This is a genomic window from Mesorhizobium sp. WSM4806 (assembly GCF_055811635.1).
On sequence record NZ_JBVVQZ010000016.1, the window covers coordinates 89,247 to 101,780 of the forward strand.

At 64.2% G+C, this 12,534-nt stretch carries 12 protein-coding genes; 7 read left to right on the forward strand and 5 right to left on the reverse strand.

Annotation, left to right across the window (positions count from 1 at the left end; all coding sequences use genetic code 11):
- Positions 1-52: 52 nt before the first annotated feature.
- The 7 genes from AC0L2M_RS23370 to AC0L2M_RS23400 all read left to right on the forward strand — a co-directional run bounded on the left by AC0L2M_RS23370 (position 53) and on the right by AC0L2M_RS23400 (position 7,086).
- The gene (locus AC0L2M_RS23370) at positions 53-1,057 is read left to right on the forward strand and encodes an ABC transporter permease (RefSeq protein WP_473536026.1); all 1,005 of its coding nucleotides are present in this window, start codon (positions 53-55) and stop codon (positions 1,055-1,057) included.
- Positions 1,054-1,836, forward strand: coding sequence for an ATP-binding cassette domain-containing protein (locus tag AC0L2M_RS23375; protein WP_473536076.1), 783 nt, complete (start codon positions 1,054-1,056; stop codon positions 1,834-1,836). Before AC0L2M_RS23370 ends, AC0L2M_RS23375 begins: the two co-directional genes overlap by 4 nt.
- A 16-nt stretch (positions 1,837-1,852) precedes the next feature.
- Positions 1,853-3,034: an aldose 1-epimerase family protein gene (locus tag AC0L2M_RS23380; RefSeq protein WP_473531246.1), complete on the forward strand. Its 1,182-nt coding sequence runs from the start codon at positions 1,853-1,855 to the stop codon at positions 3,032-3,034.
- 91 nt (positions 3,035-3,125) lie between these two features.
- Positions 3,126-4,214, forward strand: coding sequence for a fatty acid desaturase family protein (locus AC0L2M_RS23385; protein WP_473536028.1), 1,089 nt, complete (start codon positions 3,126-3,128; stop codon positions 4,212-4,214).
- A 42-nt stretch (positions 4,215-4,256) separates the two neighbouring features.
- A complete protein-coding gene (locus AC0L2M_RS23390; RefSeq protein ID WP_128247706.1) occupies positions 4,257-4,571 on the forward strand; it encodes a MocE family 2Fe-2S type ferredoxin in 315 nt (104 codons plus the stop codon).
- Between the two features lie 37 nt (positions 4,572-4,608).
- Complete coding sequence (locus tag AC0L2M_RS23395) at positions 4,609-5,409, forward strand: 3-methyl-2-oxobutanoate hydroxymethyltransferase (protein ID WP_128247707.1); 801 nt, start codon at positions 4,609-4,611, stop codon at positions 5,407-5,409.
- A gap of 240 nt (positions 5,410-5,649) precedes the next feature.
- A complete protein-coding gene (locus tag AC0L2M_RS23400; protein ID WP_473536029.1) occupies positions 5,650-7,086 on the forward strand; it encodes a DHA2 family efflux MFS transporter permease subunit in 1,437 nt (478 codons plus the stop codon).
- A 38-nt stretch (positions 7,087-7,124) separates the two neighbouring features.
- On the opposite strand, the gene AC0L2M_RS23405 is transcribed toward AC0L2M_RS23400, so the two are convergent.
- From AC0L2M_RS23405 to AC0L2M_RS23425, 5 genes are all read right to left on the reverse strand, one after another.
- A complete protein-coding gene (locus AC0L2M_RS23405) occupies positions 7,125-8,012 on the reverse strand; it encodes an amidohydrolase family protein (protein WP_473536077.1) in 888 nt (295 codons plus the stop codon).
- Positions 8,012-9,148, reverse strand: coding sequence for a vWA domain-containing protein (locus tag AC0L2M_RS23410; protein ID WP_128175147.1), 1,137 nt, complete (start codon positions 9,146-9,148; stop codon positions 8,012-8,014). Before AC0L2M_RS23410 ends, AC0L2M_RS23405 begins: the two co-directional genes overlap by 1 nt.
- A 92-nt stretch (positions 9,149-9,240) precedes the next feature.
- Positions 9,241-10,137: an AAA family ATPase gene (locus AC0L2M_RS23415; RefSeq protein WP_236376877.1), complete on the reverse strand. Its 897-nt coding sequence runs from the start codon at positions 10,135-10,137 to the stop codon at positions 9,241-9,243.
- 9 nt (positions 10,138-10,146) lie between these two features.
- Complete coding sequence (locus tag AC0L2M_RS23420; RefSeq protein WP_027154342.1) at positions 10,147-11,151, reverse strand: xanthine dehydrogenase family protein molybdopterin-binding subunit; 1,005 nt, start codon at positions 11,149-11,151, stop codon at positions 10,147-10,149.
- A gap of 1 nt (position 11,152) precedes the next feature.
- Complete coding sequence (locus tag AC0L2M_RS23425) at positions 11,153-12,520, reverse strand: xanthine dehydrogenase family protein molybdopterin-binding subunit (RefSeq protein WP_473536031.1); 1,368 nt, start codon at positions 12,518-12,520, stop codon at positions 11,153-11,155.
- Positions 12,521-12,534: the final 14 nt, after the last annotated feature.

Here is a 12,534-nt window from a genome sequence, read left to right on the forward strand (position 1 = left end):
ACGCCCGCTGCGCAGGCGGCGGGCGCCGCCCTGAGATATGGTCCAAGCAGTCATGACTATCGCCGCAGAACAGGAAATGCCGCGCTCCAAACGCAGGTCGAGCCTGATCCGCTCGCCGCAATTCTCTTCGCTCGTCATCCTGATTGTCCTGCTGGCGGTGTTCGCGATCGCCGACGGGAACTTCCTGTCGCCGCTCAACATCTCCAACATGATGGCGTTCCTGCCCGAACTCGGCATCATCGCGCTCGGCATGACGCTGCTTCTGACGGCGGGCGAGTTCGACCTTTCGGTCGGCGCCGTGTTCGGCCTGGCGCCGGTCGTCGTCATGCTTTTGGTGCAGAACGGCGGGTTCGATATCGGCATCGCGCTGCTTGCCGGGCTATTGCTGTGCGTGGCGATCGGCGCCATCAACGGGCTGATCGTCACCAAGATCGGTATCTCCTCCTTCCTGGTGACGCTGTCGATGCTGCTCGTCGTGCGAGGGGCGGCGCTCTACATCACGCAAGGCTTTCCGCTGGAGTCCTGGGACCAGCCTGGCTTTTTCGTGACACTGCTGGCCGGCAGCTTCAATATCGGAACGTTCCGTTTCTATACATCGCTGTGGTGGTTCATCGGCCTGTCGCTGCTGGCGATCTACGTGCTGCACTACGCCAAGCTCGGCAACTGGATCAGCGCCATCGGTTCGAACCGCAACGCTGCGGTGGCGCGCGGCGTGCCGGCCGATGCGGTCAAGGTCTGGCTGTTCATCCTGACCTCAGTGCTGGCGGGTCTGGCCGGCATGATCAGTGCGTTCCGCATCTCGGCCGCCTCGCCGGTAGCCGGTACCGGATACGAGCTCGAAGTGATCGCCATGGTGGTGGTCGGCGGCACGGCGCTGACCGGCGGGCGCGGCACCATCCTGGGCACCATCGTCGGCGCGCTGATGCTGCGCAGCATCCGCAACGGCATCGTGCTGATCGGCGTGCCCGGCCTCGCCTACAATATCTTCGTCGGCGTCATCATCCTTGCCATGCTCATCCTGCACGCTTTGCTGCAGAAGAACGCCGCCAGGAACTGACCATGGAAGTGCTTCGGCTGCACAATCTGCAAAAATCCTTCGGCAGCGTTCGCGCGCTGAAGAGCGCCTCCTTCACCCTCAACGAGGGCGAAGTGGTGGCCTTGCTCGGCGACAATGGCGCCGGCAAATCGACGCTGATCAAGGCGATCTCCGGCGTCTTTCCCGTCGACCGCGGCGACATCTATGTGCGCGGCCAAAAAGTCTCGATCCGCTCGACGCGCGACGCCATGGATCTCGGCATCGAGACGATCCACCAGGATACCTCGCTGGCGCCGGACCTGAGCATCGCGCGCAACCTCTTTCTCGGTCGCGAGCCGGTCAATCTGAAATGTCTGGGCGTGTTCGCGCCGCTCGACCTCGCCAAATTGCGTGATGCCGCCGCGGCACTTTTGAAGCGCGTCGGCATCTCGAAAAAACTCGACGCCGATGCGCTGGTCAGCACATTGTCGGGCGGTGAGCGCCAGTCGATCGCCATTTCGCGGGCCATGCAGTTCGCCGCCAAGGTCATCATCCTCGACGAGCCGACCAACAATCTCGGCGTCGAGGAAACGCACGGTGTGCTGCATTTCGTCAAGGAGATGCGCGCCGCCGGCCATTCGGTGCTTTTGATCACCCACAATATCCATCATGTCTTCCAGGTCGCCGACCGCATCATCGTCATGCGCCATGGCGAGATCGTCGCCGAGCAGACAGTCGCCGATACCGATCTGCTGACGGTGGAGAGCATCATCACCGGCGCCGACATGTCGGCCCTGCTCAAGGAGACGAGAGCGAAGTGAAGGAACTAGCCGTCACATGGTAGAGCTTTACGGCAAGACGCTTTCGCGCCGGCAGGTCTCGGAACGGTCCGGCATGCTGTCGCAGTTCGCCGGCGTGCGGCTGATGACGCTTGGCGACGGGGTGGAGCGCGGCATCCGCATGCTCGAATTCCGCACCGGCTCCGGCCTGCGCTTCACCGCGCTGGTCGACCGGGCGCTCGACATCGCCGATTGCGATTTTAGGGGCCAGGCGATCGGCTGGCATTCGCCGAGCGGCTTTCGCCATCCCGGCCTGCACGAATATGAAGGCGAGGAGGGGCTGGCCTGGGCGCGGTCGTTTTCCGGCCTGCTGCTGACCTGCGGCCTTGACCACATATTGTTCATGAACGAGGTACCCGCCGACAGCTATAATTATCCGCCGAAGAAGACGGTGCGCCATTCGCTGCATGGCCGCGTCAGCACCATCCCGGCGCGATTGACCGGCTATGGCGAGACATGGGACGGCGACCGCTGCGTGCTGTGGGCCGAAGGCATCGTTCAGCAGTCGACGGTGTTCGGCGAGGATCTGCATCTGCTGCGGCGGATCGAGGCCGATGTCGGCGGCAACGAGATCCGGCTTTCGGACCGCGTCGTCAATCACGGTTTTAGCCGCACGCCGCATATGTACTTTTATCACATCAATGTCAGCCATCCGGTGCTCGACGAGGGCTCGCGCTACCTGGCGCCGATCCGCGACGTCGTCTGGGCGGGCCATGCCGGCGAGCGCTATGAAGCGCAGAAGGTCGGCTACCGCACGGCGCCGGCACCGCAACTGGGCTTCACGGAACAGGTCTGGCAGCACGAACTCGGCGCCGACGCCAACGGCGGCGTGCCGGTGGCGGTGGTCAACGACCGTCTCGGCCTCGGTCTCGAAGTCGTCACCCGCAAGCACCAGATGCCTTGCGCCTATGAGTGGCAGAATTTCCAGGCTGGGCATTATGCGCTCGGCATCGAGCCGTCGACGCATCATGTGCTGGGCAATCTGGCAGCGCGCGAGCGCGGCGAGATGATCTGGCTGGAGCACGGCGAAAGCCGCTCCTACAATGCGGTGTTCCGGGTTCTCGACGGCGCCGGCGAGATCGCCGCCGCCGAGAGCCGGATCGCAGCGATTGCCAGGCAGCCGCGGGAGGATTATCCGCGGCCATCGGGTCATTTTCCTGTTCTCGGAGGCAGGTCGTGACAATGGCGAAGGCGATGCGAAACACCAGTTGGAAGGCTGGCCTCGGCCGGAGTGGAGAGGGCTCGCGGCCGTTCGGAAATTGGAGGTCACAATGGCTGGCAAGGTGAAGCGCGATTACAGCCTGGTCGGCGAAAGCACGCGGATTGCGATCGAGACCGGGCTAGCCTCGGCGGAGTGGTACCATACCGATGTGCCGCGCAAGACGATGAAGGAACTGATGCAACGTTCCGACAGTCCGGCAATCCGCGACACGGCCATCTGGCTGGGCGCCATCCTGGTCTCCGCCGCCGGCGGCGTTTACTTTTGGGGCACCTGGTGGTGCGTGCCGTTCTTCTTCGTCTATGGCGTGCTCTATGCCTCGGCCAGCGACTCGCGCTGGCACGAATGCGGCCACGGCACGGCTTTCCGCACGCGCTGGATGAATGATGTCGTCTACCAGATTGCCAGCTTCATGCTGATGCGCAACCCGGTGACCTGGCGCTGGAGCCATGCCAGGCATCACACCGACACCATCATCGTCGGACGCGATGCCGAGATCGCCGTGATGCGCCCGCCGGACCTGCTGCGCACCGCACTCGCCTTCACCGGTATCCTCGACTTTCGCTATTCGCTCCCAGCACTGGCACGCCAGGCGTTCGGCAAGCTGACGCCGGACGAGAAAAGCTACGTGCCCGAGATGGAACAGCACAACGCCGTCACTGCCGCGCGCTGGCATATCGCCATCTACGTCGCCACAATCGCGCTCGCGGTTTTCATGCAGTCGTGGATACCGCTGGTGCTGATCGGCGGGCCGCGCCTCTACGGCACCTGGCACATGGTGCTGACCGGCCTGCTGCAGCACATCGGTCTCGCCGACAATGTGGTCGATCACCGGCTCAACAGCCGGACCGTCTACATGAACCCGATCAGCCGGTTCATCTACTGGAACATGAATTACCACGTCGAGCATCACATGTTCCCGATGGTGCCCTATCACGCGCTGCCCAGGCTGCACGAATTGATCAGACACGATCTGCCGGAGCCGAACCCGTCGATGTGGCATGCCTATCGCGAGGTTTGGCCGGTCCTGCTCAGGCAGCTCAAATATGAGGACTATTTCCTCAAGCGCGAACTGCCGCCGACGGCACGGCCCTATCGTGGCGAGTTCCACGAAGTGAACATGTCGGCAGCAGCTGAATAGCACTGTGCAGCACAGCAAGGCGAATTTCGGGAGAAAATAGAGATGGCCGATTGGGTCGAGGCGTGCACTGTGGACGATGTCGACGAAGAGGATGTCATCCGCTTCGATCATGACGGCCGCAGCTTCGCGATCTACCGTTCGCCGGATGACGAATTCTTCGCCACCGACGGCTTTTGCACACATGAAAAGGCGCATCTGGCCGATGGGCTTGTCATGGACGACATCATCGAATGCCCCAAGCACAATGGCCGCTTCAACTACAAGACCGGCCAGGCCAAGGGCGCGCCGGTCTGCGTCAATCTGCAGACCTATCCGGTGAAGGTCGAAGCTGGCAAGGTGATGATCCAGATCGCCTGACCGGCCTTCCATTCACGTAGCAAAGGGGACCAAATCAATGAGCCGGAAAAGACCGACGGTGGCAGACCTGCGCGCTATGAAGGGCAAGCGGCAATTGACCATGCTGCGGGTGCTGACGATGGACGAGGCCGAGGCCGCCGAACGAGCCGGGGTCGACATTGTCTCGGTGCCGCCGGAACTGGTGCTCGATCCGCAATACCGCGATGCCGCACCCAGCCTGTTCACCATGCCGGGCGACAATTTCTACGAGATTGGCACAGCCGACGATTTCGTCCGCTGGGCGTTCCGGCTCTACAAGGCGAGCGCCGACGCGGTTTATTGCAGCGCCGGCTTTGCCACTGTCAAACGGCTGGCCGATGACAATATCCCGGTGATCGGCCATGTCGGCCTGATTCCGTCGCGCGCCACCTGGACCGGCGGCTTCAAGGCTGTCGGCAAAACCGCCGACAGCGCCATGCAGATTTTCGAGGCAGTCAAGCAATACGAAGCGGCCGGCGCGATCGGCGCCGAGATCGAAGTGGTGCCGGTCGAGGTGGCCAAGGCGATTTCGGAGCGAACCTCGCTGATCATGCTGTCGATGGGGGCGGGCACCGGCTGCGACGCGCAATATCTGTTCGCCGACGACATCCTTGGCCAGAACCGTGGCCACATGCCGCGCCATTCCAAGGTCTATCGCAATTTCGCCGCCGAATATGACCGCCTGCAGGCGGAACGCATCGCTGCTTTTTCCGAATATGTCGCCGACGTCAACAGCCTGGCCTATCCCGAAGACAAGCATGTGGTGCATATGGACCCGGATCAGCTCGGTCAGTTCAAGGAGAAGATCGACGCCGGATGAGATGCGCCGGCCAGGACCTGCTGTGACCTTCTCCCACAACAAGGGGAGAAGGAAAGGGCGCTGCTCGCTACACCGGCCGGTATACCTTCTCTGCCGTGACTGGTCGCGATACGACACGAAAGTTTGTTGGGCCAAGTCTGGACGTCGCCGCGCAAATGCTGTTCAAACCGGTGCGTCATCGATTTGCCGGACAATCGCCTGGTCCCAGTGGCCGGGAAAACCTTTCGTACAGTTCTGCGCATGACCGCCATTCCTGAAAACAAAGCCTTGCCCGAAACCGCGACGGCGGCGCGGCAGGCGCGGCGCGTGGCATTGATCGTCGCCGTCGCCTTCTTCATGCAGCTTCTGGATTCGACGATCATCTCGACATCGTTGCCGCAGATGGGAGAATCCTTCGGCGTGCCGGCAGTGGCGATGAGCATCGGCATCACCGTCTACATGCTGACCATGGCGGTGTTCGTGCCGCTGTCCGGCTGGCTCGCCGACCGCTTCGGCGCGCGCAACATCTTCCTTGTGGCGATCGCCCTGTTCACGCTGGCCTCGATCGCCTGCGGCATCTCGCAGAACCTGACCCAGTTCGTCGCCGCGCGTGCCGTGCAGGGCCTGGGCAGTGCGCTGATGACACCGGTCGGCCGCATCCTGGTGCTGCGCAACGCCTCGAAGTCCGAGCTTCTCAATGCCACCGCGCTGATCACATGGCCGGCGCTGTTTGCGCCGGTGATCGGGCCGGTGCTTGGCGGCTTCATCACCACTTATCTGTCCTGGCACTGGAATTTCTTCATCAACATTCCGCTCGGCGCGGCCGGCCTGGCGCTGGTCGCCCGCTTCATTCCCGGCGACCGCGCTTCCGAAACCAGGCCGCTCGACTGGCCGGGCTTCCTTGTGACCTCGGTCGGGCTTGCCTCAATGCTCTACGGCCTCGAACGCATCGCCCATCCGCAAGACGGCACCTTGCCGACCGTGGCGCTGCTTGGCGCGGGCGTCCTGATCGGCTGGCTGGCCGTGCGGCACCTGGCGCGCGCCAAAAATCCGCTGCTCGACCTTGCGGCATTCAAGGTGCAGACTTTCGCCATATCGACGCTGTCGGCCGGCACCATTTTCCGGGTCTCCATCAACGCCACGCCGTTCCTGCTGCCGCTGCTGTTCCAGGTCGGGTTCGGCCTGAGACCCGTCGATGCCGGCATGCTGATCCTGGCTTATTTCCTCGGCAATCTCGGCATGAAGACGGTGACGACGCCGACGCTGAAGCGCTTCGGTTTCCGTTCGGTGCTGGTCGTCAACGGCGTGATCGCATCGCTGTCGATCATGGCCTGCGCGGCGATATCGCCGCAGACACCGCAAGCGCTGGTGGTGGCGCTGATGCTGATTGCCGGACTGACGCGGTCGATGCAGTTCACCGCGCTCAACACGCTGGCCTTCGCCGATATCGCTTCGGCGCAGCGCAGCTCGGCGGCGACGCTGTCCAGCATGCTGCAGCAGGTGGCGATGCTGTTCGGCGTGGCGGTCGCCGCGGCGCTGCTCAACCTGTCGCAGATCGCCAGGGCCGGGGCGGCGCCCGACCTCGTCGACTTCCGCCTCGCCTTCCTGGCGATCGGCGCCATCGGGCTCGTGGCCTCGTTCCGCTTCCTGGCGCTGCCGCGGGCCGCCGGCGCCGAGATTTCGGGCCATCGGGCGTGACCTTCTCCCACAATGGTGTTTGGAAGGGGGGCAGCGCGTCACACCGGCCGATATACCTTCTCCGCTGTGTTCCAAAAAATGTCCGCCTCTGCCGCCGCACCATGCTTGGCCACCGCCTCCCGGTGCTTCTTGATCAGTTCGGCGTGGCTGGTCCACAGCTTTTCGATCGGGAAGTTGGAGCCGAACATCAGACGGTCGCTGCCGAGGATTTCGATTGCGTTGTCGACGATGTTGGCGATCAGCGCCGGGTCGTTGCGGTGGACGAAGGTGCCGAGGCCGGACAGCTTGGCGTAGAGGTTTGGCGCTGCTGAAAGCGAGCGCAGGCCGGCCTTCCAGGCTTGCGTGGTTTCCTCCGACATGTCGGTCAGCATGCCGGCATGGGTGAGGATGAAGTTGGTCTCGGGATTTTCGCCGACAAGCGTCAGCCCGTCCTTCATCTGGGCCGGGAAAAGCTGCAGGTCGAAGGACAGGCCATAGTCCTTCAGCCGCGCCACATTGGCCCGCACCTTCGGGTCGACGACCTGATCGGCGGACGCGGCAAAGCGGAAGGCCGGCGTTTCGTGCCAGTGCAATTGCATGCGCACGCCGCGCAGCAGGGGGTACTTGATCAGTCGGTCGATCTGATGGCGTACATCGTCCACCGTCATGTCGGCATAGCCGACGATGGCGTGCGGCCAACCGGTTTCGTCAGCCGTCGTCTGCAGGAAGGCGACTTCTTTCTCGAAATCCTCCTTGGCCCAGTTGGTCTGGACATAGACCGCCTTCTCGACATCAGAGCCTTGCTGGTCGGCGAGGAATTCCTCGATCGGGTAGTCGCGTCGGATCGGCTCGTAGGGACCGAAGATGCGCGGCACCATCGGCCCGCGCAGCCAGGGCTGATCCTCCTGGCGCCAGATATGGAAATGCGCGTCGATCGCCTTTTTCATCATGAAACCCTTTTCCAGATTGCTGCCGCCGCCGGAGCGGGGCGGGCGAGCGACAGGATGAAATCGGTGAGACCGGCGATCGAAGAACCGTCGACCAGATCGTCGAGCACCGGCAGGATGGCGCGAAGTGCTGCCGTCGCCGGCCGGAAACGCGGATCGCCGGCCAGCGGCGTCGCCAGCGACAGGCGGAAGGCGCGGGCGCTCAGCCGGCGCATCGCCATTTCAAGCTCGGCATGGTCGCCGCGCTCCAGGGCATCCGACAGGATGACCACCGCCGCCCCGCGCGCAAGTGAGGAGAACCGCGGCACCGACAGGAAGGCGAGCAGCGTCGGTCCCATGCGGGTGCCGCCATCCCAGTCGTCGACCAATGCTGCCACGCGGGCGAGCGCTTGGTCGCGGTCGCGAATACGCAGCGCCGTGGTGATGCGGGTCAGCCGCGTGCCGAAGGTGAAAATTTCAGCCCGGTCCGCGCCTTGCACCGCCGCATGCGCCAGCTTGAGATAGTCCGATGTGTAGAGCTTCATCGAGCCGGACACGTCGATCAGCAGCAAAAGCTTGCGCGACACGGTCTGCCGGCGGCGCAGCAGCGGCGACGGAATATCGCCGTCGGCACTGACGATTTCGCGCAGCGAGCGGCGCAGATCGAGCTTGCCGCGTGCGTGCGTGCGCACGGTTCGGAAGGAGCGGCGGGCGGGCAGGGCGCTAGCGAGCTTGCGGCGGAAAGCGGCAAGCCCGTCGCCGACGCGCTGGAAGTCGCGGGCGCTCAACTGTTCGGCGCCAGACGATAGCGCGCCGCCTTCCTCCTGGCGCGCCACCTCGTTCTCTTCGTCGCTGGCGCCGCCGTCGTCCTTGATGCGGGTTTCCTCGTCGGCCTCGCCTTCGACCACGGCCGCGGTGTTGCCGTAGAAATAGCTTTGGAAATGCGCCTCGAATTCGTCGCGGCGGTCGGGCGGCGGCGCCAGCGTGGCAAGGGCGGCCTCGTGGATATCGGCCATGGAGCGGGGCCCGAGCAGCGTCACCGCCTGCATGAAGCCTGACACCTGCTCGGGCGCCACCGGAAAGCCGTAGCGGCGCAGCAGCCGGCCAAAACCGAGGAGAGGTGCTGCGGCGCGGGGGAAGCTTTCTTTCCGCATCATTCCTTCGCGGGCGCTGTCCCGCCAGCGGTGAGGTCGATCCGTATTCGGCCGCCCCGCCGTGAACGGGGAGAAGGGATCGTTGACGTCGCGTGTCACGCCAATGCCTCCTCGACGATCCGGCCAAGCTCGGGGGCGATGTAGGACAGGTCCTCCTCGTCCTTGATCAGCACGCCGATGGCGCGGCGGAACGCTTCCGGCCACGGGCTGCCGCCCTTTTCGAGGATCGTCGCGGCGTTCGCCCATTCGACCGCTTCGGCGATGCCTGGCGGCTTGGCCAGCGGGCGGGCGCGGATGTCGCGCACGGCGGTAGCCACGGCGCGCGCCGTGGCGTTGGCGACGTCGCCGGCGCGCAGCATGATGATTTCGGCCTCGCGCTCGGCGTCGGGATAGGTGATCCAGTGGTAGACGCAGCGCCGCCGCAGCGCCTCCGCCAGTTCGCGGGTGCGGTTCGAGGTCAGGACGACGATCGGCTGCGCTTTGGCGCGGATGGTGCCGCGCTCGGGAATGCTGATCTGGAAGTCGGACAGGAATTCCAGCAGCAGCGCTTCGAACTCATGGTCGGAACGGTCGATCTCGTCGACCAGCAGCACGCGCTTTTCCGGCGCCTTCAGCACCTGCAGCAGCGGCCGCGCGATCAAAAAGCGGTCATCATAGATGTCGACCTCATGCTCGCCGGCATGGCGGATGGCGAGCAACTGGCGCTGGTAGTTCCATTCGTAGAGCGCGTGTGCGGCGTCGATGCCTTCGTAGCATTGCAGCCGCACCAGGTCGCGCCCGAGCAGTTCGGCTATCGCCTTTGCCGCTTCGGTCTTGCCGACGCCCGGCGCGCCTTCGAGCAGCAGCGGCTTGCCCAGCCGGATCGCCAGGAAAATGGCGGTGGCCAGGCTTTCATCGGCCAGATAGCGCGAGGCGGCGAGGCGCGATGCCACCGCCTCCGGCGAGATCACGACAGTGTCGGCGCTTCCAGTCCGGGCGCTTCTTTTGGGCATTTCCAGCACTCAGTTCGAGGCTTGCGCCTTCAGCGCCCGCAGGATGCGTTCCGGCGTGATCGGCAGCGTGTCGATGCGCACGCCGACGGCGTCGAAGACCGCGTTGGCGACCGCCGGGATTTGCGGGTTGGCGCACATTTCGCCCGGCCCCTTGGCGCCAAAGGGTCCGTCGGCCGAGGGCCTCTCCAGCACGATGATCTCGGTTTGCGCAAGATCGCCTGGTCCCGGCATCAGATACTGGTTGAAGTCGGTGCCGCCATGATCGCGGTCGGGGTAATAGGGTTCCGTCGTCTCGTAGAGCGCGTGGCTGATGCCCATCCACGAGCCGCCGACGAGCTGCTGCTCGACCATTTTCGGGTTCAGCGCGCGGCCGATCTCAAAGACGTTCTTCACCGTCAGCACGGTGACCTCGCCGGTTTCGTCGTCGACCTCGACCTCGACCACCGTGCAGGCATGCGCGTAGCAGGTCGACGGTTTCATCGCGCCGGTTTCTTTTTCCGGATAGGAGCGCGGGATCAAAAACATGCCGCGGCCGGAAATCGAGCGGCCGCGCTTGAAATGCGCCGACAGCGCGACATCGAAGATCGAGATCGATCTTTGCGGCGCACCCTTGACCAGGATGTTGCCCTGGCCGTCGGTCTCGAGGTCCGAGGCGTTCACTTCCAGTTCTTCGGCCGCCACTTCCAGCATGACCTGGCGGGCTTCCCTGGCCGCCTGGATGACGGCGTTGCCGGCGCGATGTGTGCCGCGCGAGGCGAAGGTGCCCATGCAGTGCGGGCCGGTGTCGGTGTCGGCGGTGTCGACAACAACGCGGTCGGTCGGCACGCCGATCGTCTCGGCACAGATCTGCGCCATGATCTGCTTCATGCCCTGGCCGAGATCGACGCTCGACAGCGTCACCATGAAATTGCCGGTCGGCGTCGAATGGACCAGCGCCTGGGTTGGATCGCCGCCGAGGTTCATGCCGGTCGGATAGTTGATCGCGGCGACGCCGCGCCCGCGCCTGATCGCCATTTCAAGCTCCCTTCGCGTAGGACGACATCGCCATGAATTTTTCCGCCACCGGCCAGTTGGCGGCGCGCGAGGCTTCCTGCATACACTCGATCAGCGCCGCGCCCTCGGTCGGCTGGCGGTGCGCCTTCATGTCGCCGTCGCGGTAGGCATTGATGAAGCGGAATTCAAGCGGGTCCATGCCGATCAGCCGGGCGAGCTTGTCCATCTGCACCTCAAGCGCGAAATCGCCGATGGTGACGCCGAAGCCGCGCATGGCGGAGGAGGGGGTGCGGTTGGTGTAGACGCAGTAGGTGTCGATCCAGACATTCGGGATGGTGTAAGGGCCGGGATAGTGGCCGGCGCCCTTCTGCGCGCCATAGGGCGAATGGCGCGAATAGGCGCCGGCATCGGTGTACCCGGTGACTTTTCTGGCGACGATACGGCCGTCCTTCATGACGCCGTCCTTGATGACGACTTTTTCGGCGGCGCGCGGCGAGGAAATCTGCATCTCCTCCTCGCGGCTGTAGATGAACGAGATCGGCCGCGCGGTCAGCTTGGCGCCGAGGATGGCGATCGGTTCGACGATGACGTCGACCTTGCCGCCAAAGCCGCCGCCGACGGTGCCGCCGACGAAATGCAGTCTGTTGCCGGGCATTTGCAGGATGATCGAGGCGTTGTCGAGGGTGAAGAACATGGCCTGCGTGTTGGTGTAGCAGGTGAAGCGGTCGTTGCCCTCCGGCGCGACGATGCAGCCGGTCGTCTCGGTCGGCGCGTGCTCGATCGGCGACGATTGATAGGTTTGCTCGAGCACGTGATCGGCGCCGGCGAAACCGGCCTCGACATCGCCGAAGCGCACCTTGCGGCATTCGCCGCTGTCATAGAGGTAATAATTCCGGCCGTGATATTCGTTGACGACAGGCGCGCCGGGCTTCAGCGCTTCTTCCATGTCGAAAACGGCCGGCAGCACCTCGTAGTCGACCTTGACCTTGGCCGCCGCTTCCTGGGCGGCACGCTCGGTCTCGGCCAGCACCGCCACCACGGCTTCTCCCTTCCAGCGCACCTTGCCGTCGGCCAGCACCGTCTCGTCCTCCGGGCCGATCTGGATCAGGATCAGGATGGTGTAGACATTGTGCGGCACGTCCTTGGCGGTCAGGATTTTCACCACGCCCGGATGCATCTGCGCCTCTGAAGTGTCGATGCTGCGGATGCGGGCGTGATGATGCGGGCTGCGCACCATCTTCAGATGCAGCATGCCTGGAAAATTGCGGTCGGCGAAATAGGCGGTCTTGCCGGTGACATGACCGGGCGAATCGGAGCGCGGCCGTGGCTGGCCGATCTCGTGCAGATCGTCCTTGCGCTGGTCGGCGAAGTAGCTCTTGCGGAGTTCCATGTTTTCGACTCCCC

Bases quoted from the DNA above. Each gene is read 5' to 3' on its own strand.
- AC0L2M_RS23410 (WP_128175147.1), bottom strand. From the start codon at position 9,148: ATGATGCGGAAAGAAAGCTTCCCCCGCGCCGCAGCACCTCTCCTCGGT.
- AC0L2M_RS23380 (WP_473531246.1), top strand. From the start codon at position 1,853: ATGGTAGAGCTTTACGGCAAGACGCTTTCGCGCCGGCAGGTCTCGGAA.
- AC0L2M_RS23425 (WP_473536031.1), bottom strand. From the start codon at position 12,520: ATGGAACTCCGCAAGAGCTACTTCGCCGACCAGCGCAAGGACGATCTG.
- AC0L2M_RS23415 (WP_236376877.1), bottom strand. From the start codon at position 10,137: ATGCCCAAAAGAAGCGCCCGGACTGGAAGCGCCGACACTGTCGTGATC.
- AC0L2M_RS23370 (WP_473536026.1), top strand. From the start codon at position 53: ATGACTATCGCCGCAGAACAGGAAATGCCGCGCTCCAAACGCAGGTCG.
- AC0L2M_RS23395 (WP_128247707.1), top strand. From the start codon at position 4,609: ATGAGCCGGAAAAGACCGACGGTGGCAGACCTGCGCGCTATGAAGGGC.
- AC0L2M_RS23385 (WP_473536028.1), top strand. From the start codon at position 3,126: ATGGCTGGCAAGGTGAAGCGCGATTACAGCCTGGTCGGCGAAAGCACG.
- AC0L2M_RS23400 (WP_473536029.1), top strand. From the start codon at position 5,650: ATGACCGCCATTCCTGAAAACAAAGCCTTGCCCGAAACCGCGACGGCG.
- AC0L2M_RS23405 (WP_473536077.1), bottom strand. From the start codon at position 8,012: ATGAAAAAGGCGATCGACGCGCATTTCCATATCTGGCGCCAGGAGGAT.
- AC0L2M_RS23420 (WP_027154342.1), bottom strand. From the start codon at position 11,151: ATGGCGATCAGGCGCGGGCGCGGCGTCGCCGCGATCAACTATCCGACC.
- AC0L2M_RS23390 (WP_128247706.1), top strand. From the start codon at position 4,257: ATGGCCGATTGGGTCGAGGCGTGCACTGTGGACGATGTCGACGAAGAG.